23 protein-coding genes and 2 tRNA genes are annotated in these 23,060 nt (G+C 52.8%); 13 read left to right on the top strand and 12 right to left on the bottom strand.

The features are described from left to right. Window positions 1–6 precede the first annotated feature (6 nt). Window positions 7–78, bottom strand: a tRNA-Gly gene (locus tag HG1285_RS14890). Between the two features lie 20 nt (window positions 79–98). After that, window positions 99–761, bottom strand: coding sequence for a thermonuclease family protein (locus HG1285_RS17150; protein WP_050777661.1), 663 nt, complete (start codon window positions 759–761; stop codon window positions 99–101). On the opposite strand from HG1285_RS17150, the gene rfaD reads away from it, so the two are divergent. Then, the gene (rfaD, locus tag HG1285_RS14895; RefSeq protein WP_008286249.1) at window positions 760–1,680 is read left to right on the top strand and encodes an ADP-glyceromanno-heptose 6-epimerase; all 921 of its coding nucleotides are present in this window, start codon (window positions 760–762) and stop codon (window positions 1,678–1,680) included. The genes HG1285_RS17150 and rfaD overlap by 2 nt on opposite strands. Here rfaD and HG1285_RS14900 read toward each other — a convergent pair. Together HG1285_RS14900 and HG1285_RS18080 are read right to left on the bottom strand one after the other, a co-directional pair. Continuing rightward, on the bottom strand, window positions 1,677–3,386 hold the full coding sequence (locus HG1285_RS14900) for an FAD-dependent oxidoreductase (RefSeq protein WP_008286248.1): 1,710 nt from the start codon (window positions 3,384–3,386) through the stop codon (window positions 1,677–1,679). The two genes, rfaD and HG1285_RS14900, sit on opposite strands and share 4 nt — an antisense overlap. Window positions 3,387–3,440: 54 nt before the next feature. Beyond that, window positions 3,441–4,637, bottom strand: a complete 1,197-nt coding sequence (locus tag HG1285_RS18080; RefSeq protein WP_198005417.1) for an RNA-guided endonuclease TnpB family protein — start codon at window positions 4,635–4,637, stop codon at window positions 3,441–3,443. An 86-nt stretch (window positions 4,638–4,723) separates the two neighbouring features. Between HG1285_RS18080 and gspC the strand changes: the two genes are divergently transcribed. Next, on the top strand, window positions 4,724–5,497 hold the full coding sequence (gene gspC, locus HG1285_RS18665; protein WP_008286245.1) for a type II secretion system protein GspC: 774 nt from the start codon (window positions 4,724–4,726) through the stop codon (window positions 5,495–5,497). Here the strand turns inward: gspC and HG1285_RS18660 are convergent. The 5 genes from HG1285_RS18660 to HG1285_RS14920 form a co-directional block, all read right to left on the bottom strand. Next, window positions 5,484–7,493: a M6 family metalloprotease domain-containing protein gene (locus tag HG1285_RS18660; protein WP_008286244.1), complete on the bottom strand. Its 2,010-nt coding sequence runs from the start codon at window positions 7,491–7,493 to the stop codon at window positions 5,484–5,486. The two genes, gspC and HG1285_RS18660, sit on opposite strands and share 14 nt — an antisense overlap. 74 nt (window positions 7,494–7,567) lie before the next feature. Next, on the bottom strand, window positions 7,568–8,386 hold the full coding sequence (rnhC, locus tag HG1285_RS14905) for a ribonuclease HIII (RefSeq protein ID WP_008286243.1): 819 nt from the start codon (window positions 8,384–8,386) through the stop codon (window positions 7,568–7,570). Then, window positions 8,346–9,239, bottom strand: a complete 894-nt coding sequence (locus tag HG1285_RS14910) for an alpha/beta hydrolase (protein WP_083793024.1) — start codon at window positions 9,237–9,239, stop codon at window positions 8,346–8,348. Before HG1285_RS14910 ends, rnhC begins: the two co-directional genes overlap by 41 nt. Beyond that, the gene (locus HG1285_RS14915) at window positions 9,166–10,926 is read right to left on the bottom strand and encodes a DUF4105 domain-containing protein (RefSeq protein WP_008286241.1); all 1,761 of its coding nucleotides are present in this window, start codon (window positions 10,924–10,926) and stop codon (window positions 9,166–9,168) included. Before HG1285_RS14915 ends, HG1285_RS14910 begins: the two co-directional genes overlap by 74 nt. Beyond that, complete coding sequence (locus tag HG1285_RS14920) at window positions 10,913–11,362, bottom strand: DUF3015 family protein (RefSeq protein WP_032496327.1); 450 nt, start codon at window positions 11,360–11,362, stop codon at window positions 10,913–10,915. The genes HG1285_RS14915 and HG1285_RS14920 overlap by 14 nt, the downstream gene beginning before the upstream one ends. Window positions 11,363–11,437: 75 nt before the next feature. Here HG1285_RS14920 and mnmG point away from each other — a divergent pair, with 75 nt between their 5' ends. The 5 genes from mnmG (at window position 11,438) to HG1285_RS14945 (ending at window position 16,188) form a co-directional block, all read left to right on the top strand. Continuing rightward, window positions 11,438–13,288: a tRNA uridine-5-carboxymethylaminomethyl(34) synthesis enzyme MnmG gene (mnmG, locus tag HG1285_RS14925; RefSeq protein ID WP_008286239.1), complete on the top strand. Its 1,851-nt coding sequence runs from the start codon at window positions 11,438–11,440 to the stop codon at window positions 13,286–13,288. Further along, on the top strand, window positions 13,285–13,899 hold the full coding sequence (locus HG1285_RS14930; protein ID WP_008286238.1) for a metallophosphoesterase family protein: 615 nt from the start codon (window positions 13,285–13,287) through the stop codon (window positions 13,897–13,899). The genes mnmG and HG1285_RS14930 overlap by 4 nt, the downstream gene beginning before the upstream one ends. Window positions 13,900–13,904: 5 nt before the next feature. Beyond that, window positions 13,905–15,173 carry a nicotinate phosphoribosyltransferase gene (locus HG1285_RS14935; protein WP_008286237.1) on the top strand — a complete coding sequence of 423 codons (1,269 nt, stop codon included), beginning with the start codon at window positions 13,905–13,907 and terminating at the stop codon, window positions 15,171–15,173. A 3-nt stretch (window positions 15,174–15,176) separates the two neighbouring features. After that, window positions 15,177–15,250, top strand: a tRNA-Arg gene (locus HG1285_RS14940). Between the two features lie 11 nt (window positions 15,251–15,261). Further along, entirely contained in the window at window positions 15,262–16,188 is a 927-nt protein-coding gene (locus HG1285_RS14945; protein WP_008286236.1) for a polyprenyl synthetase family protein, read from the top strand. Here HG1285_RS14945 and HG1285_RS14950 read toward each other — a convergent pair. Together HG1285_RS14950 and HG1285_RS14955 are read right to left on the bottom strand one after the other, a co-directional pair. After that, complete coding sequence (locus tag HG1285_RS14950; protein WP_008286235.1) at window positions 16,175–16,930, bottom strand: protein phosphatase 2C domain-containing protein; 756 nt, start codon at window positions 16,928–16,930, stop codon at window positions 16,175–16,177. The genes HG1285_RS14945 and HG1285_RS14950 overlap by 14 nt on opposite strands. Next, on the bottom strand, window positions 16,927–17,352 hold the full coding sequence (locus tag HG1285_RS14955) for a hypothetical protein (RefSeq protein ID WP_008286234.1): 426 nt from the start codon (window positions 17,350–17,352) through the stop codon (window positions 16,927–16,929). The genes HG1285_RS14950 and HG1285_RS14955 overlap by 4 nt, the downstream gene beginning before the upstream one ends. A 17-nt stretch (window positions 17,353–17,369) precedes the next feature. Between HG1285_RS14955 and hisA the strand changes: the two genes are divergently transcribed. Further along, window positions 17,370–18,086, top strand: coding sequence for a 1-(5-phosphoribosyl)-5-[(5-phosphoribosylamino)methylideneamino]imidazole-4-carboxamide isomerase (hisA, locus tag HG1285_RS14960; protein WP_008286233.1), 717 nt, complete (start codon window positions 17,370–17,372; stop codon window positions 18,084–18,086). A gap of 17 nt (window positions 18,087–18,103) precedes the next feature. After that, window positions 18,104–18,775 (top strand): response regulator transcription factor, encoded by a 672-nt coding sequence (locus HG1285_RS14965; protein WP_008286232.1) that lies wholly within the window; start codon window positions 18,104–18,106, stop codon window positions 18,773–18,775. On the opposite strand, the gene HG1285_RS14970 is transcribed toward HG1285_RS14965, so the two are convergent. Beyond that, the gene (locus HG1285_RS14970) at window positions 18,772–19,710 is read right to left on the bottom strand and encodes a HAMP domain-containing sensor histidine kinase (RefSeq protein ID WP_008286231.1); all 939 of its coding nucleotides are present in this window, start codon (window positions 19,708–19,710) and stop codon (window positions 18,772–18,774) included. The genes HG1285_RS14965 and HG1285_RS14970 overlap by 4 nt on opposite strands. Window positions 19,711–19,790: 80 nt before the next feature. Here HG1285_RS14970 and pstS point away from each other — a divergent pair, with 80 nt between their 5' ends. The 4 genes from pstS to HG1285_RS14990 are packed head-to-tail and all read left to right on the top strand — an operon-like array spanning window position 19,791 to window position 23,059. After that, on the top strand, window positions 19,791–20,780 hold the full coding sequence (pstS, locus tag HG1285_RS14975) for a phosphate ABC transporter substrate-binding protein PstS (RefSeq protein WP_008286230.1): 990 nt from the start codon (window positions 19,791–19,793) through the stop codon (window positions 20,778–20,780). 22 nt (window positions 20,781–20,802) lie between these two features. After that, window positions 20,803–21,753 carry a phosphate ABC transporter permease subunit PstC gene (gene pstC, locus HG1285_RS14980; protein ID WP_008286229.1) on the top strand — a complete coding sequence of 317 codons (951 nt, stop codon included), beginning with the start codon at window positions 20,803–20,805 and terminating at the stop codon, window positions 21,751–21,753. Continuing rightward, on the top strand, window positions 21,732–22,595 hold the full coding sequence (pstA, locus tag HG1285_RS14985; protein ID WP_008286228.1) for a phosphate ABC transporter permease PstA: 864 nt from the start codon (window positions 21,732–21,734) through the stop codon (window positions 22,593–22,595). The genes pstC and pstA overlap by 22 nt, the downstream gene beginning before the upstream one ends. Then, entirely contained in the window at window positions 22,595–23,059 is a 465-nt protein-coding gene (locus tag HG1285_RS14990) for a hypothetical protein (protein ID WP_008286227.1), read from the top strand. Before pstA ends, HG1285_RS14990 begins: the two co-directional genes overlap by 1 nt. Window position 23,060 lies beyond the last annotated feature (1 nt).

Below are 23,060 nucleotides of genomic sequence, written 5' to 3'. Positions count from 1 at the left end.
AAGTAAAGCGGGCGACGGGACTTGAACCCGCGACCTCCTGCTTGGGAAGCAGGCGTTCTACCACTGAACTACGCCCGCTTATGAATAAAATTATAAGCTCATCTACCGCAGAGTCGTTCGCAGGGGATACCGTCTCCGTCGCCGTCAAGTCTTTTCAGCCCGCAGCTACGCAGGTAGAAGAGGGCTTCCTCGCAGGAGCTCATCTGGGAGCAGTAAAGCTTGCGACCGCACCTGTATCTATCTTCAACACGCCTCTCGTGCCTTGGTTTAGCCCACACTCCCCTACCTTCTCTCACCGCGAAGCGGTAGGCTCTTCTGAGACGTTCCGCGTGCTTGACGTTCGGTGGAATGGTCAGCAGACTTCCGTATCCGTTCATCAGTATGACTTCGTTCAACATCCTGCCGTCGGGCAGGTAAACGTAAGCCAGCAGACGACTGTACCTGTCCCTTCTCTCTATGTCAAACTCAAGCCTGACCCTCGTCCCCGGAGGAATGAGCCTGACCACGAAAGCCTTTGCCCTTGCACCCAGACTGAGCACCTCTATGGGTGTGCCGAACTCTCTCTGTTTGAAAGCCCGCCTGTTCAGTGAACTCTCCGGGGTGTCCACACCTATAAGCCTCACCCTCTCCCCCGAGCACAGGAAGGTGTCTCCGTCTATCACCCTCTCAACCACGCAGTCGTATGCAAAGACCGAGAGAGAAAACAGCAAAAGTGAAAGGAGCAGCCCCATTGAAGAAAATATAAGATAATATTCACCCATGCGTGTCCTGATAACGGGAGGAGCAGGTTTTATAGGCTCAAACATAGCCTTCGCCCTTCAGGAGAAATACCCCCAGGCTAAGGTGTATCTGCTTGACGACTTCTCTTCTGGACACTTCAAGAACCTGATAGGCTTCAGGGGTGAGGTCATAACCGGGGACATAAGGGACAGGGAACTCTGGGAGGAACTAAGGAGACGCCACGCCTTTGACGTCATATACCACGAGGCGGCGATAACGGACACGACGGTAACCGACCAGAAGCTCATGATGGAGACCAACGCCGACAGCTTCAGGTACATCCTTGACTCAGCCCTTGAGTGGGGAGCAAAGGTCATATACGCTTCCTCGGCGGGCGTTTACGGAAATACGGTGCCTCCGATGAGGGAGGACTCTGGGCTTGAGCCCGAGAACGTTTACGGCTTCTCAAAGCTGATGATGGACTATATAGCCCGTGATTACCTGGAACGCTACCCAGAGCTAAAGGTCGTGGGGTTCAGATACTTCAACGTTTACGGACCCAGGGAGAGCTACAAGGGCAAGACCGCCAGCATGATATACCAGCTTGCTGTGAAGATGATGCACGGACAGAAGCCGAGAATATTCAAGTGGGGTGAGCAACGGAGGGATTTCGTTTACATAAAGGACGTGGTTAAAGCGAACCTACTCGCCCTTGAGAGGGACGTGTCCGGTGTGTTTAATGTAGCCACGGGCGTAGCCCGTAGTTTCAACGAAATAATAGAGATACTTAACAGAGAGCTCGGAACCGACCTTGAGACCGAGTACTTTGACTGCCCCTACGACTTCTACCAGGAGCATACGGAGGCTGATATAAGCAGGGCAAAGAGCGAGCTGGGCTACGACCCCGAATACACCCTTGAGGAGGGTATAAAGGACTACCTCCGCCACATAAAGGCTTAGTACTTCCTCTCCGCCGGCTGATACTTGGTTATCCTGACCGGCGCGTAGTCTATCTTCAGCTCGCCGTTCTCGTAGTATATGAGGGAGTGCTTCAGGAAGTTCTCGTCGTCTCTGTCCGGGTAGTCCTCTCTGCTGTGTCCACCCCTTGACTCCTTGCGGTGGAGCGCACCGAAGGCAACAGCCCTCGCCAGCTCAAGCATGTTCCTGAGCTCCAAGAGCTCTACGAGGTTAGTATTGAACACCCTTGACTTGTCAACCACTGGCACCTCTTCCCATCTCTCAAGGAGCTCAGAGAGCTCATCGTAAGCCTCCTTGAGGGACTTCTCGTCCCTGAATATGCCCATCTTAGCCCACGTTACCTCTCCCATCTGACTCCTGAGCTCTGCGAGGCTTTCCTTACCCTCCCTGCCCATGAGCTCCTCTATAAACTTGCTGGCTGAACTTTCCTCACCTTCGGATATATCAAGGTGATCGTTTTCCTTGACGAAATCTCTGACGTGGACACCGCAGAACTTACCGAAGACGAGGAGCTCTATGAGGGAATTCCCACCGAGCCTGTTAGCCCCGTGGACGGAGACGCAGGCACACTCCCCGATCGCGTACAGACCCTTCAGGGGTGTTTCGGAACTCCTGTAGTCGGTTACGTGTATGCCACCCATGCAGTAGTGGGCGGTTGGCCTTATGGGTACAGGGTCTTTGACGGGGTCTACGCCTTCAAAGTCTATGGCGAGCTGTCTCACCTGGGGTAGCCGCTCGTTTATCTTCTCTTCACCCAGGTGCCTAAGGTCAAGGTAGATATATGCTTTCGCACCCTCTCCTATGCCCCTTCCTTCCATTATCTCGTACTCAATAGCCCTTGACACCATGTCCCTGGGGGCGAGCTCCATCTTTTCGGGGGCGTACCTCTTCATGAACCTTTCGCCCAGTTTGTTTATAAGGTATCCTCCCTCTCCCCTGCACGCCTCGGAGAGGAGTATTCCCGTCTTTGCAAGACCCGTAGGGTGGAACTGGATAAACTCAACGTCCTTCAGGGGAACTCCGGTTCTTAGGGCTACAGCCTGCCCGTCCCCTGTATTGCCTATGGCGTTGGTGCTTCTGAACCAGTATATCCTTGCGAACCCACCCGTAGCCAGAACCACCGCCTTAGTCTGGAGAACCACCACGTCTCCGTTCTTTATGTCGTACAGGGACACTCCTTTGACCCTCTCGCCGTCGTGTATAAGGTCAAGGAGAAAGAACTCGTTGTAAAAGTCTATGTTGTCTTTGGATAGAGCTTGCTCGTATAGGGTGTGCAGGAGAACGTGACCCGTCTTGTCCGCAGCGTAAACCGTCCTGGGAAAGCTCGCGCCACCGAAGGGTCTCTGGGCTATCCTGCCGTCCTCAAGCCTTGAGAAGGGAACACCCCACCTGTCAAGCTCGTAGACTATCTCGGGGGCGTTCTCGGTCATGAAGAATACGGCATCCTGGTCGGCGAGGAAGTCGGAACCCTTTATGGTATCGTAGGCGTGGGCTTCTGGGTTGTCGTCGGGTACAACATTTCCAAGGGCGGCGTTCATGCCCCCCTGTGCAGCTCCAGTGTGGGAGCGTGTGGGGTAGACCTTTGATACGAGGGCTACCTTTATATCGGGGTCTCTGGCTATCTCTATGGCGGCACGGAGTCCGGCTCCACCGCCTCCGATCACTACGGCTTCGTATCTCTTTGGCATAAGATAATAATATAGTCAACTGCTCCTTACTGATGAAGGAGCTTGCAGGTAAGGTTAGCCATGCATAGCACAGCCAACACTTCCTACATCGGCACGGTTGACAGCGTCCCACACGGAGGGACTTGCCTCTCCGTGCCCCGACTTCCCTTCAAGGGAAGCCAGATAGTTCTTAACTATGTTCCTGCCGGCGTTGAGGTCGGCATTAAGCTGATAGCCACTCCTCTCACATACAAAGTGTGCTTGACCTTTCCTGTTCTTTTTGGATATATGCCCACACTTGCTACACTTCTGAGAGGTATATCTCGCATCCACATAGACTACCTTTATTCCTTTTGCCTTAGCCTTGTACTCTATAAACCTCTGAAGTTGGGCAAAGTTCCAGCTGTGTATCCATCGTCTGTTTTGTTTACCGACTTTTACTCTCTTCCTTATCCCCTTGAGCTTCTCAAGAACTATTACCCCGCCAGCAGGAACAAGCTCTACTACCTCCTTAGCCACTTTGTGGTTTATCGCAGTCCTGAACCGTTTCTCCCTCTGCGAGAGCTTTTTAAGGTGTCTCTTAGCAGAAGGAGTGCCTTTGGACTGCAGGCGCTTCCTGAGGGCTTGATACTTCTCAGATACGGCTCTTACATATCCTCCATCAAAGAACTTGTTTATCCTTCCATCAGAAGTAGAAACCACGGCAAGCTTACGGAGTCCAAGATCAACACCCACGAAGAATTCCGCGGTTCCCACATCAGAGATATCCCTTTCTACGGTTACATTGAGAAAGAACTTTTTAAGCTTTTTGTCATATTTGAGGTTTGCAGAAGCAACCTTCCAGTCAAGGTATTGTTTGAAGTAGTCGGGAACTTTTATCTTGAACCTTTGCCTACCTCTGATAGTGGCAAGGGAAACTTCCTCTCTATCCAGCCAGGCGCTGTAAGAGCGTTTACCGTAGCGGATAGCTGGGTTGTTGCTTTGAGGACATCTACTTTTAAGACCTTTCTTTTCTCTCTTAATGGCAGATTTAAGGCTTTCTGTAGTTACGACTCTTGCAGAGATAACGAGCTGGGAAGGGAGGGATGTTTTATCTCTTACGGTGTAGTAGGTAAGGTTGTGGAGTTGAACACCGTTCCAGGTTTGGGCTTCCCATCCTATCTTGCAGGCGTAGTTGTAGGCAAGCTTATATTGTTCAATAGTTTCAAGGAGTATTTGTTTCTGGTCTTCGGTAGGTTTGATGACGAGTTTAAGGGTTCGTTGAAGTCTCATGTTCGTATATTGTCTCAATATATGCAGGTTTTCAAGAGCGATCTCTTACCTTATAAAGGGATTTTACAACTGCAAGGAGAAGAAGAATGAACTGGCTCCTTCTTTCCCTGCCTCTTGTCGCTTCTCTCTCAACGCTGTTGGCGACCGCAGGTCTTTATGTAGTATTCAAGGAAGCCTTCAGAGAGGTGAAGGTTCCCCACCTTAGGAGGGAAGAGCCGAGCGAACTTCCTATAAAGGAGGCTTTCAGCAGGGTTTTCCCTCAGCCCAAGATTGAGGAGGTTTCCTCTCGTCCCGAGGGGAACACGGCTCCGGAAAACGTAAAGCTCTTGGGAACCGCCGTGGGTATAAAGAGCCTCGCCCTTATAGAGGTAGATGGCAAGAGCCTGATAATTGAGGAGGGAAAGGAGAAGAAGGGTGTTAGGCTCAAGAGCGTGTCCAGAAACTCTGCAACGGTGGTTGTGGGTGGAAGGGTGTTCAGACTGAAGGTTGAGAGGCAGAGGGGAAGTATATCCGTGGGAACTCACCCTGTATCCTACGGAGATTCGGGGTTGAGGATATCCAGGAGGGAGATAGAGAGGATAACGAAGGACCCGGGTGTGATGTTCAGAGAGATAAGGCTCGTGCCCTACGTTAAGAACGGCAGAACGGAAGGCTTCATCTTTGAGTGGATAAAGCCCGGAAGCCTGTTCTACAAGGCTGGTCTAAGAAAGGGAGATATCCTCGTTTCTATAAACAACATGACCATAAAGAGTGGGGAGGACGCCTTCAGGATACTTCAGGTGTTGAGGAACGAGCCCAGCCTCCGGGTTGTGGTGCTCCGGGGCGGGCAGAGGAAAGAGATAAACGTCAGGATTGAGTAAGCCTGAGCAGGAACCTTCTCAGTAGCCACACAACTACGACCAGTATATAGGTGTGTCCTGGAAGTGAGTTGCACCCACCACCACTCTCAACGGGCAGGGCTGAACTGCGCAGAGCCACGCCCACGGAGGGCTCATCGGGGTCGTCAGTTTCTATGGTTAGAGTTCCCCTCTGGGCTCCAAGGTTGTTCCTGTTCTGGGCTTTCACCTCAACGATACAGCTTTCCCCGGGAGCAAGGAACTTTCCTACAAAACAGGTTGAGGTGTAGTTGTTCTCAAAGATACTTGAACCGGATATTCTTATGCCACTGATTTTCATCTTGTAGTTCCCGTCGTTCCTCACGGTTACCGACAGGTACTCGTCATCAATTCCTACCACGCCAAAATCAAGCTCCAGAGGGGATACGGCTATGTCGGGGTAGTTCCCCGGACTTATCACGTCCATAACTATGTTGTCCCCGTCGCGTCTTATGTTCCTTATGTCCACACCTGAAGAGCTCCCGTCGTAGAACTTACTGGATGGAGTGGTACTACTTCTAAAAGAGTCAATAGTAAATCCCTGAACGTTCGCAGGAAATACGTCTTCCGGATTCCCCATATTGTTCTTTTTCTCAAGGTCAAAGGCTCCGTCCGCCTGTTCAAGGGCTATTTTGTAATGGCTTGTGCTGCAGGATGAACTGCCATGGTTGAATTCGCACTCGCTTCTGTTATTTGATACGCTCTCGTCTATATGCCATATAAGGAGCCCCTCTTCAGGCAACCCTTCATCAAATCCTATCTTCTGCCTGTTTTCCACCAGAAAGTACTCCCCGTACTCGTTTACCTTCCCAACGATAAACTGAAATACGTGGTTCTTGTTATTTTTCACAGGTTCTATAACCATACTTGACGCAGCCGTGTATACAAGCTGGGGTGTAATCCAGCCGAGCTTCGCCTTGCTCCACGCGGAGGGATGGGCAGGACTTGATCCTATAAGTCCAGAAGGCTTGGCGTTCCATGAGCCGTAGCCCATCAGTCCCCATCTTCCTATACCCCTTGACGTGTCGTCCGTATCGTACAGGTCTGGAAGTCCGAGAGCGTGCCCGTATTCATGAGCAAATATTCCTATGGTTGTAATATCGTTGTTGTTGCCGAGGGTCTCAGGCATTATTATGTAGTCTCTTACCTTTATGTAACCCCCAGAAGGACAGCTGTCCGAAGTCTCGTATTCAGGAGACAGTCCACTCTTATGAGACCATATATCGTTGGTGTTATTGGACTCTTCCTGTCCTCTACCCTGGTGTATCACAGCAAACATGTCCACGTAGCAGTCTCCGTCCGTATCGTACTGGGCGAAGTTAATGTCCGGGTCTGAAAGCTGTGCAGCTTCCCTTATAAGCTCCTTGACTCTTAAGTCTTTGTTATCCGGGTTACTTTGAGAGTCCGCACCGTAGTCATCGTGGTTCTGTAGAGCTGTGTACCAGCCGAACACTTCTCCATCAAGGGTAAAGGCGTTGTAGGAAGCCTCTCGGTAGTAATCTTTCAAGGAGTTACCGCTATTACCAAATATAAGGTCCGTGAAGTCGGATGACTGGTAGATTGCCTGAGTATATTTAAAGTTGATCAGTACCACGGGAAGTTTACCCGTGCCCGCTGGGTTGACCACCTGGGCGTATATCTGGCTTCTCAGGGACTTTATACTCAGCACGGTAGCCTCGTTTGTGGGTCTGAGGTGTTTTTTAACGTTGGGAGGCGGGTCAATCCCCACCCTGTTCTGGGAAGGGACTATATACCCGTTCGCATTTAGCACGGCGTAAACGTAGTATCCGTTCGCGTCCTTTACCACCGTGTAGCCACCCTCCGTCTCAAATCCATGTATGAACTCGTCACCCCACTGTATCAAGGTTATCTGCGTCCCGTCTGGCTGGACTTCTACGTGTTTGAGGTCTGGAGGTGCGGGCACGGCAAATACTACGGTTAAGAACCCTAAAATCGCTATGGAATGAAAAAGAGACCTCATATCTACCCCCCTTTGGACAGGTTCTATACGCAAAACTTAATCTGTGGAAACTAAGCAGACAATAAAAGGTACTTTTACCCACCATTAAAGGAGCTTTTTATCAGGGTGTTGGCGAGCTCTGGGTCTTCTCTTTTAAGTTTCTGGGCAAGACGTTTAGCCTCGGAGCTCGCCCCCTTCGGTAGCTTTAATCCGTAATTATCCTCAAGCTCCCTGAGCTTCTCAAGGAACTTGGCCCGCGCGAGCATACTCGCCACGCTGACAACAACGTCCCTCTCACCTTTCTCAAGGAAGTCAACAACACCCATGTCTTGAAAAGGGTTTCTGAAAGAGTATCTGTCTATGACTACCCTGACGGGTCTGAAATCCCTGACGATAGACTGGACAAGTTTCCTGTAGGCGTCGTCCATCAGGCGGTTTATGTTTCCGTATTCCCTGTATAACTCGTTAAACCTTTCGGGCATCAGGACTATGCACCTGCGGTTAACGTACTTCTTTAACTTCTCGGCTCTCTTTAAGAGCTCATCGTCTTTCATGCTCTTGGAGTCCTTCGGGCTCAGGCTCAGAACCTTCTTGAAGTTCTCCGGGTTCACAACGGCGCAGCACAGGACGAGGGGTCCGAACAGGTCTCCCTTACCTACCTCATCACACCCCGCAAGGGGTCCTTCCGGAGCCTCTATCCTTTCAAGGATTCTGTCCGCCCAAGCCTCCGCACCCTTCCCCTGTATCAGGAGTGTACCGGAAGGGTACATGTTCAGGTATACCCCTTCTCCCTCATAGCTCCAAAGGGTGTTCTTAACCTCCCTCTCCCTTAAGCCTTCACTCTCAAGGAGCTCCTTTACCCTATCCACCTGCTCAAGGGGAACTCTCAGAGAGACGTTCTTTCTCTTCGTCATGCTCCAGCACTTCCTCTATGATATCAAGAACTTTTCTGCGCACCTGTGGGTCCGCGAGGGATAGCGTGTGTCCTGCCTCCGTGAGGATCAGCCACCTGCGCCAGCTTATCCTCTCCGATAGGAGCAGGCTGTGATGGTGCCCTATGATCCTGTCAGCCCTGCCGTGTAGGAGAACTACGGGAACGGGTTTCACCCCTGCGACCCACCTCAAGGGGCTGTATCTGCCGTCTATCAACAGTCCCGTGAAGAAGGAGAGAGGGTACAGGATCAACGAAGCCCTCAGCTTTTCTTTGAGTATGAGCTCGTAGCCTGCGAAGGGGCTGTCTAACACCAAAAGTTTGATCTTATCTTTCACTGGAGAGACTGCTACGCAGTAAACGGATACGGACGCCCCGAGGCTCTGCCCGAACACCACGAGCCTTGTGCTCCTGCCCCTCCTGTAGGCGGTTTCTAAGGCTGAGAGCCCGTCAAGGTGGACGCCCTCCAGAGTGGGTTCTCCCCCAGAGAGCCCGTAGCCCCTGTAATCAAATACGAAAACGTCGTACCCGACTTTAACGAGCCACAGAGTTGCGTTCAGGTGGGTGCTCAGGTTCTCGGCGTTTCCGTGGAAGAAGACCACAGTAGCCTTTGGCTCTCCCTCGGTGTATATAAAGAGCCCGTGTAGCCTTATTCCGTCGCGGGACTCAAAGAACACGCTCTCGTGTTCAAAGAGCTTGAGGTAGGGGTTTTCTTTCAGTTCCTTCTCAGGATAGAAGAAGAAACCAGCACAGGAAAGGAGGCTAAAAGTAAAGAAGAGCAGAGATAGAGACCTCGCTGCTCTCAACCCGACCGACCTTATCGTAAAGACCCTCACCCCTTAAGGATACCCTCTCGGACAGGTGGAGGTTCAGTCCTCCCTTCACCTGGAGGTACTCTTCCCTCTCAAAGTTATACAGGTACTTACCCCCCGTAGCTGTCAGGAGCAGGGATAGGGTGTTCCCCTGAAGGAGCGTTCCCGCCTGAACGCCTGCCCCTACCACAGCCCTGTCCCTGAAGAAAGCCCTCGCCTCGGGGAGTATGAACAGAGATAAACTTCCCAGAGGGAAGGTGTATCCACCGCCGCTGTTCAGATATATATGGGCTCTCCTCTCGCCCTCGGGGTCTGTTATGCGGTAAACCCCGAAGTCAACCTTCCAGGACAGGGGTCTGTAAAAGGTAAGGAGGGGTTCAACGGAGGTGATCCTTATTAATCTCCACCTCTCCAGGTAAGCCTTCCGCCTGTCGGGGAAGAACCTAAGAGCCACTTCGGAGAACACTATCTCCGCGTTTCTCTTGTAGCCGCCCGGAGGATCCAAGAGGTCGTGATAGACGGGTCTGTAGGCAACCTCCAGGAAGCCATCTCCCTCCCGAAAACCGGCGGAAAGGTAGAACCTCTGGGAGCCGTGGGAGCTGTGGGGAGGCTCTCCCCTGAACTCTATATCCTCTGCCTTTCCTACCCTGCTCCTCAGCCTGAGCGCTTCAAGGAACTTTCTTCTGTAAGCGTTCTTGTCCATCGCCCTCCCGTAGTAGAGGAAACGCACGTAGTCGGAGGCGAACTCGTAGAGATGGTGGTCACCGTCTTCTGGTAATCTTTCGTTTCCCGTCGCCCATTTCAGCACGACCCTCAACTCTTCCTCAGAGAGGAACTTAACTCTGGACTTAAGCCTGCTCAGCAGGGAGGGCTCGTAGCTGATCCTCTTCACCGTGCCCGCAGCGAACAGAGCCTTAACCGTGTCCACGGGGACAGTCCAGGGTGTCTTCAGCCCGAGTTCTTCCTCGGGTCTCGCGAAGTTGAGAAGGTAAAACACCTCCGTTGAACAGTTCTCGTGAAAGAAGTAGTAGTAAGAGTAAGTGTTCTTGAGCTCCCAAAGGTGGAGCTTGAACAGTTTGAGCTCCCTTTCTCCGATTTCAACCTCATACTCCCACAGGTCTCTGCCCTCTATACCCGAGTACTCGCGTATCTTTGCGTAGAAGGGCGCAACGGAGTAAACGCCTCTGTAGTAGCCGAACAATCCTTTGAAGGCGTACAGCAGGGCGTTTGAGTCATCCACCTTGGCTGCGTAGTTGACTATGTAAGAGAAGAGGTCACCCTCCTTTTCGTATATCCTCAGAAAGGTGTGCCCAAACATGGAAGCGGGGCTATTTATGTGGGAGTCAGCAAAGACCAGGCTCAGACGACTCCCCTTCAGCTCCGAGAGGAACTGACGGAGCTCCGGGCACTCCATCTCCGGTAGCGACATACCCAGATAGTTTTCTAAGAAAAAGGCACGGGCTGGAAACCTGCACCTCAGGGCGGGATTCTCTTTGAGCGCCCTGACGGTTGTCTCAAGCTCCTTCCAGGGATCACGCTTCCCCTGGGGATCAAGGAAGAATTCGGGGTCGTCTATGGAGCTCTCCCCGTCTCTGAAGTGGAGCAGTAGTTTCCAGACTTTCCCTTCGTATTCTGAGAGACCCCCTCCGTAGGAGGGGGTGATTATGAGAAGTACGAGTAATAGATTTAGGAGTTTCTTACAGGGTAGCAATAGCGTCTATGACGTGGGCTGAGCTTACACTCTCAGAGGGGAATATCCTCTCAAAGTTCTGCTGGAGCTTGGTGTAGAACTCGGGTCTCTGCTCGGCTGGGACTTCCATCAGGTCTGCGAGGGTTTCAACGTACCTTCCCTCACCTCTCGCTATGTCCTGGGCGAGCTCGTCCATGTTCTCGGAGACGAACCTGTGAAGCTTCTCGTTCCCGACGAACTTGGCGGGCTTCTCGCACTCAAGGGTTCCGAAGGTTATGCCGAAGGTCTGGTTGAAGGAAGTTCCGTTGGTGGTTACGGCGAGAACCTCAAATACGACGCCCTCCTGATCCTTCATAGCCACGTATCCAAGACCGCAACCCGTATTGCTCTTGTTTACGGCAAAGGACGCCCCTGAAAGCATTACCGCTCCTGCTATGAACATTAAAAACTTTCTCATGTCTCCACCTCCCTTTTTAGTGGTTCTTTAAAGTGTATCACACCACATACAGCGGCATATATTTTTAACCTTGGTATGCTGGTGGAAGAGTTTGAAGTCGCCGTTATAGGGGCTGGTCACGCGGGCATAGAGGCTGCCCTTGCCTCCGCGAGGATGGGGGCTAAAACGCTCCTCTTCACCCTGAACGCGGACAGCATAGGTCAGATGTCCTGTAATCCGGCGATAGGTGGCATAGCCAAGGGCATAGTTGTAAGGGAGATAGATGCCCTCGGAGGTGAGATGGGCAGGGCGATAGACAACACGGGGATTCAGTTCAAGATGCTCAACACCCGTAAGGGTAAGGCTGTCCAATCACCAAGGGCACAGGCTGATAAGAAGAGGTACAGGGAGTACATGAAGAAGGTTTGCGAGGATCAGGAAAACCTTCACATAAAGCAGGACGAGGTGGTTGATATACTCCTGAACGCAAGAAACGAGGTCGTAGCGGTAAAGACCAAGCTGGGAATAGAGTACAGAGTGAAGGCTGTGGTGGTAACCACGGGCACATTTCTGAACGGGCTGATATACATAGGTGATAAGACCTTCCCTGCGGGGAGAGCCTGGGAGCCACGTTCCGAGAGCCTGGCTGAGTTTTACAAAAGGCACGACTTCCCACTCCTGAGGTTCAAGACGGGCACACCTGCGAGGCTTGATGGGAGAACTATAGATTACTCAGCCTTGGAGAGAGCACCGGGAGACGACCCACCACCCAAGTTCTCCTTCTGGACGGAGCCGGTAGGTTCTTACTGGTTTGAAGCGGGGAAGAAACAGGTGGACTGCTGGATGACTTACACGACGGAGAAGACCCACGAGATAATAAGAAAAAACCTTGACAAAACCGCTCTCTACGGGGGACTCATAAAGGGCGTGGGTCCGAGGTACTGCCCCTCCATAGAGGACAAGGTCGTAAAGTTCCCTGACAAGCCGAGGCACACCGTATTCCTTGAGCCCGAGGGTCTGGATACCATAGAGGTCTATCCCAACGGGCTATCTACCTCCCTGCCCGAAGAAGTCCAATGGGAGCTGTACCGCTCTATACCGGGACTTGAGAAGGTGGAGCTCGTCCGCCCCGCGTACGCCATAGAGTACGATGTCGTTCCACCTACGGAGCTGTTCCCGACCCTTGAGACGAAGAAGATCAGAGGACTCTTCCATGCGGGGAACTTCAACGGAACCACCGGCTACGAAGAGGCAGCGGGGCAGGGGATAGTGGCTGGGATAAACGCAGCCCTGAGGGCGTTAGGCAGAGAACCCATATACCTCAGGAGGGACGAGAGCTACATAGGGGTAATGATAGACGACCTTACCACCAAGGGAGTCCTTGAGCCCTACAGACTCTTCACCTCAAGGTCTGAATTCAGACTATACCTCAGGCAGGACAACGCCATTCTCAGGCTCGCCGAGATAGGTCATCGTCTTGGACTGCTCAACGACGAGCAGTTCAAACTCGTGAGGGAACTTCAGGAGGAGATAGAACGCTGGAAGGAGTTTTACAGGAGGGAAAGGGTCTCCGTGGCTGTGGGCGAGGATACGAGGAGCTATACGGTGGCAACCCTCTTCACAGCCAACCATACCGTAGAGGACGTAAGAGAGAAGCTGGGCTACGAAATCCCCGAGCACCCCTACGTGCGTGAGGAGGTGGAGATAGAGCTCAAGTACGAGCCTTACATAGAGAGGGAGAGAAAGCTCAACGAGAAGCTCAAGAGGCTTGAAGACATACGGATACCGGAAGATATAGACTACGACAGCGTTCACGGACTCACCAACGAGGCGAGGGAGAAGTTGAAGAAGATGAAGCCCCTTACCGTCGGACAGGCTGCGAGGATAGACGGCATAACGCCTGCCTCAATAACAGCTCTTCTCATACACTTGGGCAAGCTGGAATGATCTACTTCATCTCGGACACGCACCTCTACCACACCAATATAATCAAGCTGAACCCCCTCGTAAGGAAGCCACACTTTGAGGAGCTTATACTGGAGGAGCTTGAAAGGACCCTCTCCGATGGGGATATCCTTTACCACCTTGGGGACTTCACCTGGCAGCTTTACGATCCGGAGGGCTTCCTTGAACGCTGGAAGGAGCTCAGGGGGAAGAAGGTTCTCCTCATGGGAAACCACGACCACAGGTTCGGTGATGCCATACTCGGAGAGTTCTTTGACGAGGTTCATGAGTTCTCCCTCGTCCTTGAGGCTGGAGGGCTGAAGGTGCTTCTCTCCCACTACCCAGCCCTGGACTTGAGAACGGAGCGCTTCCCGGAAAGACAGAGGAGGGTTGAAGAGGAGTTCTTTGAGAGAGGGTGCGACCTTCTGATACACGGACACGTTCACTACAACGGCGGAGCACCCATGTGTGGGTGTGATCGGAAGGGCATACCCTGCCTTAACGTGAACGTTGAACTGCACGGGTTCAAACCCGTCAGTCTCAGGGAGGCGGTTGAAAGTTTAGGTGTGTCCACACCTGTGCGAACACGCAGGGCTCCGGAGGACATAAAATAACTAACATGCAAAACCTCGGGCTCTGCACAGACCTGTATGAGCTCACCATGGCTCAGAGCTACCTTGAACACAACAAAATAGGAAACGCTGTGTTCAGCCTCTTCGTCAGAAAGCTACCTCCCCAGAGAAACTTCCTCGTTGCGTGTGGGCTGGAAACGCTCCTTGAGCTGATAGAGGACTTCCGATTCGGCGACGAGGAGCTGAAGTACCTGAAGAGCCTGGGCAGGTTTTCCGACAGCTTCCTTGAATACCTGAGCGAGTATGAGTTCAGGGGAAATCTCTACGCTATACCTGAAGGCAGGGTGGTCTTCCAGAACGAGCCCATAGTTCAGGTTGAGGGTTCCCTCCCCGAAGTTCAGATACTTGAGACGCTCGTCATAAACGCCGTTCATCTCCAGACGGTCATAGCCTCCAAGGCTGTCAGGAGTTTCGTAGTTTCCAGGGGCAGGAGTCTTGTGGACTTCGGGTTCAGGAGGGCGCACGGACTGGAGGCCGGCATATACGCGGCGAGGGCTTCCTACATAGCTGGGTTCGCCGGCACCTCCAACCTTGAGGCGGGCAGGAGGTTCTCAATACCCGTCTTCGGAACGGTAGCCCACTCCTACATAATGGTCTTTGACAAAGAAGAGGAAGCCTTCAAAGCCTTCGCCGAGAGCTTTCCCCAGAACGCCGTGTTCCTGCTGGATACCTACGACACCATTGATGCGGCGAGGAAGACCGTGGAGCTGGCTAAGAAAGGTGTGCCCGTAGTGGGTGTCAGGCTTGACAGCGGAGACATAGAGAGCCTATCAAGGGAGGTCAGGAGGATACTTGACAAGGGAGGATTAAAGGACGTGAGGATAATAGTGAGCGGAGGGGTTGACGAGTACAGGATAGAGGAGTGGCTCTCCAAGGGGTGTCCCATAGACGCCTTCGGCGTGGGTACGAAGTTCATAACCTCCGCCGACGCCCCTTACCTGGACATGGCTTACAAGCTCGTGGAGTACGAGGGGAAGCCGAAGGTAAAGACGAGCCCAGGAAAGGCTACCTTCCCCTTTAAGAGACAGGTCTGCAGATTTTACAGGGATGGTGTTATGGAGCACGACGAGGTTGTGGTTTACGGTGAGGAATCCGAGGGGGAAAGGCTCGTGAAGAAGGTTCTTGAGGGTGGCAGACTCGTGGACAAGCTACCTTCTCTGGAAGAGGTCAGGGAAACGCTGCTCGCTGACCTGGACAGGCTACCTGACAGACTCAAGTCTTTGGATAAGAGCGAGTATGAAGTTATCATAAAATAGTCAGTGCCCGTAGCTCAGATGGATAGAGCACGGGGCTCCGGACCCCGGGGTCGCGGGTTCAAGTCCCGCCGGGCACGCATTCAGGAAGATGGTTCTGCTGGAAGCTATTGAGAGACGACTTCTTGAGGAGCTCAACCCGAAGGTAAAGCTCGTCCTTGAGACGGGCAGGTACCTTATAGATGGAGGGGGTAAGAGGCTCAGACCTTTGATCACGATGCTCTCCTGTGGAATGTGCGGTGGGGAGCCTGAGGATGCCCTGCCCCTCGGCGTTGGGCTGGAGTACATACACGCCGCCTCCTTACTCCACGACGACGTGGTTGATGGAGCCAAGAAGAGGAGAGGAAGGGAGTCCGCCAACCTGATATTCGGCAACGAGGTGGCAGTTCTGACGGGAGACTACATGTACGCCAAGGCGCTCCACCTCTTCGCAACCCACGGAACGATAGATATGATAAGGATAGTCAGCCGAGCGGTCATGGATATGGCAGAGGCACAGGTGCTTGAACTAAGCAGGGTGGGTGAGCTCATAACCGAGGAGGAGTACTTCCAGATAATTGATGGGAAGACAGCCGTTCTCTTTGGAGCCTGCGTGTCCGTCGGTGGGCTTGCGGGCGGCTGCGATGAGGAGGGTAGGCTCTACGAGGTGGGGCTCCGTATGGGTAGAGCCTTCCAGCTCATAGACGACCTCCTTGATTACGCCGGGAACTCTGAAAAGACGGGCAAGCCCGTGGGAAACGACCTGAGGGAGGGCAAGACCACCTATCCCCTTCTATCGGTGCTTGACAGCCTTGACAGGGTACGGGTTGAGAGTTTGCTCAAGGAGATCAACCCATCAGCGGAGGAGATTGAGAGCCTCAGGAGGGAGGTGCTCAGCCTCGGTGGGGACGTGAAGACCAAGGAGAGGGCTGTAGAGGAGTTAAGTAGAGCCAAGGAGTTGTTGAGCGTCTTCCCCGAGAACCAATACAAGGAAGAGATACTCAAGCTGATGGACTTCGTAGCCTTCAGGGAACTTTAAGGAGTATGAAGCTTATGTTGTCCCTTCCACCTCTGTAAGCCCTTTCAAACAGGCACCTGCTTCCTTCCTCCACACCGAGGGTCATGCACTCTCTTATCTCCTCGTCGGAGAGCTCGTCCCACAACCCATCTGAGCATAACAGGTATGTGTCTCCCTCAAGGAGATTCTCTTCTCTGACGAAAACTTCAAACTCCTCGGGGAGACCTCCCATGATCGCCGAGGTCAGGAGATTTCTGTAAGGGCTTCTCCTAAGCTCCCCACCGTCTATTAGACCCTTCAGGTAGAGCTGATATGCCTCCGTATGATCTCTCGTCAGCTGCTCCAGCTTATCCTCCCTCAGGAGATAAACCCTGCAGTCTCCCACGTTGAACACCGTAGCCCTGTCTGGCTTTAAGTAAGCTCCGGCCAAGGCGGTTCCCATGCCGTAGCATCTCTTGTGGGTCTCAACGTAGTGGTCAAGGTAGAGCTTTGCCTTCCTGAGGACTTCCAGGAGCTCCCCCTTTCCCTCAGCTGAGGAGTCCCTTATGTAATCCAACGTTAGTCTGCTGGCTACCTCTCCACAGGGGAGACCTCCCATGCCGTCCGCAACGGCGAACAGGGTCGGATCGGAGAGCTCAAGGCTTCTTAAAAGGGGTGAGCTTATTGATGTCTCTGCCAAAAGCTCTCCAGCAACCAGCAGCGCATCTTCGTTCTTCTCCCTGAACTTTCCCCTGTTGGTTATGTAAGAGACTTTCAGTCTCACTGCTGTAGCTCAAAGAGCCTGACCACCACTATGTCCTTAAGCCTCTGGAACTGCTCCGGGGTCAGGGTGCTCTTCAAAAACCTCACGCTCTTGGCGTTCAGCAGTGACATCTCCATCTTCACGGAGGCTATGTCCGCTAAAACTTCCCTTATCTCCTTCTCCTCACTCCCGTCCAGTATCATCAGCTTAGCCTTGCGGTTAAGGTACTCAAGTATCTTTCGGTTCCTCTCAACTTCCTTTTCGTTCTTCTTTACGAACTCCTTTATCTTCTTCATTTGCTCGCTGTCCAGACCGAGCTCATCGGCGTACTTGAACACGAAGGGCATCAGGAAGACCCTCTCAACCAGGTAGTACCTGCCTATGCCCTCCTGAGCTAAGGAAAGGCTCCCCAACAGCATGAGCGCAAGTATTATCTTCTTCATAGCGTAGAATATTATAGATGGAGCTGACCGAGTTCATCGTCCCAGCTGTTGATATAAAGGAAGGGAAGGTAGTAAGGCTCTTCAGAGGCGAGTTTGATAAGTCCAAGGTCTACCCTTACTCCCCCGAGGATTTAGCCCGCATATACGAGGAGGCCCGCTTTAAGAGGATTCACGTGGTTGACCTTGACGGCGCTGAGGGTGGAGTTCCCAAAAACCTGATGCACATAAGGAAGGTTCGTTCCGTTTTCGGGGGAGAGATTGAGTTTGGAGGTGGGGTCAGGAGTTACGAGCTCGCGCGGAACCTCTTTGAAGAGGGCATAGACTACATCGTGGTGGGGACTCTCGCCGTTAGGAACCCCGATGAGCTTGAGAGGATACTCGCGGACTTCCCCGGCAGGGTGATCCTCTCCATAGACTCCAAGGGCGGAAGGGTCGCGATAGGAGGCTGGAAGGAGGAGAGCTCAATAACACCCGAAGAGCTCGCAAAGAAGTACGATCCAAAACCTATCTGGGGCTACCTTTACACGATAATAGAGAGGGACGGCAGCCTTGAAGGCGTTGATGTTGAACCTTACAGGGAGATAAAGTCCTCCGTGGGAAAACCTGTTCTCGCCTCAGGTGGGGTGTCCTCTCTGGAGGACGTGGAGAAGCTCTACAGGGTAGTTGACGGCGTGGTGGTGGGCAAAGCTATATACGAGGGGAGGATACCCGTTGAGGGGTTGAAGGTAACTTGATGATAGCCGTGTGAACCATGCTCGTGTACATCCTTGAGGACGACGAGGACATAGCCCTCGTGGTTGAGGCAGCTCTGAAGAGGGAAGGGTTTGAGGTTAAATCCTTTCAAAGAGCCCTTGAGTTCTTTCCCGCGCTGGAGGAGAAAACTCCAGACCTCGTGATAGTAGACGTCATGCTGCCTGATCTTGATGGCTTCAGGGTTGCGAGGGTTATGAAGAACAGACCAGACCTTGAGGACGTTCCGATCGTATTCCTGACAGCGAGGGCTACGGAGGTGGACAGACTTAAGGGCTTCCACCTGGGAGCGGACGATTACATAACCAAGCCCTTCTCCATCAGGGAATTGACCGCACGCGTCAGAGCCGTCCTTAGGAGAGTGAAGAGAGGCAGGGAGGGCAGGGTTTTCAGGGTTGGCTCCCTTGAGGTTGACGTGGAGAGGGTGAAGGTCTCCATAGGGGGCTCAGAGGTTAAACTGACTCCTTCGGAGTTCAACATACTCAGGTGTCTCCTTGAGAACTACGGCAGACCGGTAAACAGGAGCAGGATAATTGAGGAGGTGTGGGGTCACGACCACGAGGCTACGGACAGGACGGTGGACGTTCACATAAAGCACCTGAGGGACAAGCTCGGAGCCTACGGGAAATGTATAAAGACGGTGAGGGGCTTCGGTTACAAGTTTGAGGCTTAACCCATGAAGATAACCCTCACGGTCGTTCCCTTGCCCTCTTCGCTGCTTATCTCAAGCTCCGCGCCCAGCAGCTCCGCAACCCTCTTCGCTATGGCGAGACCGAGACCCATACCCTTCTTGCCCTTGCCTCTGTAAAAGGGCTGGAACACGAGCGGCAGCTCTTCCCTCGCTATGCCTTCACCCGTATCCTTTACCCTTATCTCAACCCTGTCAGGGGTTCTTTCACACTCAATACGCACCTTCCCTCCTCTCCTGTTGTGTTTCACCGCATTTTCCACTATGTTCCTGAGAAGGATGTACGCCCTGTCCCTGTCAGTCCTTAACTCAACACCTTCGCACGCCAGCTCAACCTTTATCTCTAAGAGCTCCATTTCACCCTTAAGGTCTTGGATCACGTCTTCCAGCAGTTCCTTCGCAGAGAAGAGGTCGCTGGACGTTTGGTGGTCTCCCTCAAGGGAGACCATATACCTCAGGGCTTTTATGAGCCCTTCAAGCTCTCTTACCCTCTTTAGCGCCCTCTCCAGTAACTCTCTATCTGGCTTATTCCCGGAGAGAGCGGTCTCCAGGAGCCCTTTAACCGCAGTTATGGGCGTGCTGAGCTCGTGGCTCACCGAGGCGGAGAACTCCCGCTGGAGTCTTTCAAGTTTTACGAGCTCCGTTATGTCCTCAATCTGAACTGCGAGCCCTCCCTTGAGGAAGGTAGCTCTGTAAACCCTGCCGGAGTGCTCAAACCTGAGCTCCTTGCTCCTTCCTTCAAGACCCTCTCCTACGAAGCTCATGAGCTCAAGGCTCCGGAATACCTCGTAGTACCTTTTTCCAGCGTAGTCATCAGGCACTATGCCTCTCTCCCTGCAGAACCTGTTGGCGTACTCTACCTGCCCTTCTTCGTTTAAAAGCACAAGACCGAGGGAGAGTCCGTCAACCACCTCTCTCATATCCGCAGGAGGATAAAGATAAAACCTTAATCTTTTCTTAACAATTGGGAGGTTATACTTCCTATCAAGGAGGTGAGAGGATGAGAAGACTGATGGCGGGTATGGGCATGCTGAGCGCAACCCTCTTCGCCGGGGAGACCATAAACGGAGCCGGTGCCACCTTTCCCTACCCCCTTTACGCCAAGTGGGCGTATCTCTACTACAAGGAAACGGGTGTCAGGCTCAACTACCAGTCCATAGGTTCCGGAGGCGGTGTCAGACAGATAATTAACAGGACGGTTGACTTCGGTGCCTCCGATGCACCTCTCAAACCGGAGGAAACCAAGAAGCACAAGCTCGCCCAGTTCCCCACTGTGGTTGGAGGTGTGGTTATCTCCTACAACCTGCCCATCAAGGAGCTCAAGCTCAGCACCGAGGCTGTGTGCGGCATCTTTCTGGGTAAAGTGAAGTACTGGGACGACCCCCTTGTGAAGAAGCATAATCCGAAGGCGAAACTACCCCACAGGAAGATAACCGTCATAAGGAGGTCTGATGGTTCGGGAACGACCTGGATATTCACCAACTACCTTGCGAAGGCATGCCCTGAATGGAAGAAGAAGGTCGGGTACGGCAAGGCTGTGAACTGGCCCACAGGTATAGGTGCCAAGGGAAACGAAGGGGTGGCTAATTACCTCAGGAGGGTCAGAGGAGGTATAGGCTACGTAGAGTTCGCCTACGCCCTTGAGAACAGGCTGAAGGTTGCAACCCTTCAGAACAGAGAGGGAAGTTTCGTCAAGCCCTCCATAGAGACCTTTCAGGCGGCAGCTGCAGGAGCGAAGTGGGATCCCAAGAGGGACTTTTACGAGGTTCTCACCTGGCAGAAGGGGAAGAGGGCTTACCCGATAGCTGGTGCCACATTCATACTCCTCGCAAAGGACTACCCTAAGGATAGGAACAGGAAGGTCGTAAAGTTCTTTGACTGGGCTTTCAAGAAGGGCGATAAGATCGCCACCGAGCTCCACTACGTTCCACTGCCGAAGAAGGTTAAGGAGAGCATAAGGGACTACTGGCGGGCTAACGGTTGGTATTGAAGGTATAATCTAAACTGCAGCGGTGAAAAAGAGAGAGGAGTTAATAGAGGCTCTCACCGGGTCAACCCTGGGGCTCTTCGCCCTTTCGGTTGGCTTCCTGTTTCCCCTCCTAACCCTCGGTGTTCTCGTTTACGAGTCCCTTCCTGCGATAGAGAAGTTCGGACTCTGGAGGTTTATCACCGGGACGACATGGGATCCCGTGGCTGAGGTGTTCGGTGCTCTGCCAGCTCTCTTTGGCACTCTGCTGGTCACATTCCTCGCCTCTATCGTGGCACTCCCGGTGAGCATAGGGATAGCGGTATTTATATCCGAGCTCTCTCCAAAGAGGCTAAAGCCCGTGTTCTCAACAGCCGTGGAGCTCCTCGGTGCCATACCCAGCATCATCTACGGTATGTGGGGACTTTTCGTCATAGCTCCCCTCATGGCTGACTACGTGGAGCCCTTCCTGCAGGAAACCCTCGGGCGTATCCCCCTTTTGGGAAGGCTCTTTGAAGGAGCCCCTACGGGTGTGGACGCTCTGACCTCAAGCTTTGTGCTCTCAATAATGATAATTCCCTTCATGAGCGCCATAGTTAAGGACAGCTTTGAGATGACCCCACCGCTGCTCAAGGAGGCAGGCTACGGACTCGGCGCTACCAAGTGGGAGGTGGTCAAGAACATAGTCATACCCTACGCGTTACCGGGCATAGTGGGTGGAATGGTTCTCTCCGTTGGCAGGGCTCTCGGTGAGACCATGGCGGTGGCTTTCCTGACGGGAAACGTCCACCAGATACCCTTCAGTCTCCTTGAACCCCTGACGACGATAACCGTATCCATAGCCAACGAGTTTACCGAAGCGGACTCGGACATATACCTGTCCTCACTTTACTATCTCGCTCTCATACTGTTCGTCCTTTCCTTCGGTCTTCTGATGCTCGCAAAATTTTTGATACTTGAGAGGTTGGGCAAGAGATGGGGCACCAAGAACATCTGAAGAGGGTGATCCTTAGGAGGAAGCTCGTAAATCTGGTCATGCTGTCCCTCTCCACGCTGACGGCGCTCTACGGTCTCGTGTGGCTCTTCTGGATACTGGCGGACGTCGTTCTGAACGGCTTTCGCTTTCTCAGCCCTGAGCTCTTTCTTAACGACCCAACACCGCCGGGTATAGAGGGCGGCGGTCTGCGTCACGCCTTCGTCGGGCACTTCATAATAACAACGCTCGCCACCCTCATAGGTGTTCCTCTGGGCATAGGCACGGGCATATTCTTTGCGGAGTACGGAAGACACTCAAGGGTAGTAAAGACATTCAGGAACATAACGGACGTTCTCGTCAGCTTCCCTTCCATAGTCGTAGGCACCTTCGTTTACGCCTTGATGGTTAAGCCGGTCGGGCACTTCATGGGTGTGTCCGGCTCCGTGGCGTTAGCCCTTCTCATGGTTCCTGTGATAGCTATAACCACCGACGAGATACTGAAGCTCGTTCCCAACTCCCTCAGAGAAGCTGGATACGCCCTCGGGGCTCACCGCTGGCAGGTAATAAAGGACATATCCCTCTCGGCTGCCAGAAGGGGCATCCTCACGGGCGTTATCCTCGGCATAGCACGAATATCCGGTGAGACGGCACCTCTCCTCTTTACAGCTTTCAACAACAACTTCCTGACCACAGACCCGACCCAACCCATGGCTTCTCTGACGGTGACCATATTCCAGTACGCCATGGGTCCCTATGAGGAGTGGCACGGACAGGCTTGGGCTGCTGCCCTGATCTTAACCTTTGGCACGTTACTCTTCTTTATATCGGCGAAAGCTCTTGTGCACGGAATGAGGAGGTTCTGATGGGTAAAGAGGACGCGGAAAAGATCAGGAGTCTCTGGAGCTCCCTCAATATGGTGTGGTTCGCCATGTTCTTTTCAGTTCTCATATACGCTGTTCTGGGGCTTTTCCTTAAGGGCTACATAGGATTCACCTTCGGTGAGGAGGGGCTAAAGAAGGTCAGGACTATCTTCTACCTGCTCACCATAGGCACGATAACCTACTCAGTTTACGCACGGAGGAGCTACCTTGCGAAGGCTTCCGCCGAGAGTTCCTTTGACGGAGCTCTGAACACTTACAGGATAGCTGTGATAGTTTCCAACGCCATAGCCGAGTTCATAGGGGTTTTCGGCTTCCTCCTCCTGATAATGGGAGACAGGTTCTACGGCTTTCCCCTGCTTATAACCTCCGGTCTCGCCATGCTTTACCACAGACCCAGAAGGTCTGAGATTCTTGCCCTTCAAGAGAAAAAGCCTGTGGTTAAATAGT

Source organism: Hydrogenivirga sp. 128-5-R1-1 (assembly GCF_000171895.1).
Note: the sequence above shows the minus strand (reverse complement) of the source record. Positions and strands in the feature narration are given on the sequence as shown.

Excerpts from the sequence above, each read along its gene's own strand:
- HG1285_RS18660 (WP_008286244.1), bottom strand. The coding sequence starts at position 7,493 with ATGAGGTCTCTTTTTCATTCCATAGCGATTTTAGGGTTCTTAACCGTA.
- HG1285_RS14930 (WP_008286238.1), top strand. The coding sequence starts at position 13,285 with ATGATCTACTTCATCTCGGACACGCACCTCTACCACACCAATATAATC.
- mnmG (WP_008286239.1), top strand. The coding sequence starts at position 11,438 with ATGCTGGTGGAAGAGTTTGAAGTCGCCGTTATAGGGGCTGGTCACGCG.
- HG1285_RS14955 (WP_008286234.1), bottom strand. The coding sequence starts at position 17,352 with ATGAAGAAGATAATACTTGCGCTCATGCTGTTGGGGAGCCTTTCCTTA.
- pstS (WP_008286230.1), top strand. The coding sequence starts at position 19,791 with ATGAGAAGACTGATGGCGGGTATGGGCATGCTGAGCGCAACCCTCTTC.
- HG1285_RS14900 (WP_008286248.1), bottom strand. The coding sequence starts at position 3,386 with ATGCCAAAGAGATACGAAGCCGTAGTGATCGGAGGCGGTGGAGCCGGA.
- HG1285_RS14965 (WP_008286232.1), top strand. The coding sequence starts at position 18,104 with ATGCTCGTGTACATCCTTGAGGACGACGAGGACATAGCCCTCGTGGTT.
- HG1285_RS18080 (WP_198005417.1), bottom strand. The coding sequence starts at position 4,637 with ATGAGACTTCAACGAACCCTTAAACTCGTCATCAAACCTACCGAAGAC.
- HG1285_RS14990 (WP_008286227.1), top strand. The coding sequence starts at position 22,595 with ATGGGTAAAGAGGACGCGGAAAAGATCAGGAGTCTCTGGAGCTCCCTC.
- pstA (WP_008286228.1), top strand. The coding sequence starts at position 21,732 with ATGGGGCACCAAGAACATCTGAAGAGGGTGATCCTTAGGAGGAAGCTC.
- rfaD (WP_008286249.1), top strand. The coding sequence starts at position 760 with ATGCGTGTCCTGATAACGGGAGGAGCAGGTTTTATAGGCTCAAACATA.
- HG1285_RS14935 (WP_008286237.1), top strand. The coding sequence starts at position 13,905 with ATGCAAAACCTCGGGCTCTGCACAGACCTGTATGAGCTCACCATGGCT.
- HG1285_RS14920 (WP_032496327.1), bottom strand. The coding sequence starts at position 11,362 with ATGAGAAAGTTTTTAATGTTCATAGCAGGAGCGGTAATGCTTTCAGGG.
- HG1285_RS17150 (WP_050777661.1), bottom strand. The coding sequence starts at position 761 with ATGGGTGAATATTATCTTATATTTTCTTCAATGGGGCTGCTCCTTTCA.
- HG1285_RS14945 (WP_008286236.1), top strand. The coding sequence starts at position 15,262 with ATGGTTCTGCTGGAAGCTATTGAGAGACGACTTCTTGAGGAGCTCAAC.
- rnhC (WP_008286243.1), bottom strand. The coding sequence starts at position 8,386 with ATGACGAAGAGAAAGAACGTCTCTCTGAGAGTTCCCCTTGAGCAGGTG.
- HG1285_RS14970 (WP_008286231.1), bottom strand. The coding sequence starts at position 19,710 with ATGAGAGAGGTGGTTGACGGACTCTCCCTCGGTCTTGTGCTTTTAAAC.
- gspC (WP_008286245.1), top strand. The coding sequence starts at position 4,724 with ATGAACTGGCTCCTTCTTTCCCTGCCTCTTGTCGCTTCTCTCTCAACG.
- hisA (WP_008286233.1), top strand. The coding sequence starts at position 17,370 with ATGGAGCTGACCGAGTTCATCGTCCCAGCTGTTGATATAAAGGAAGGG.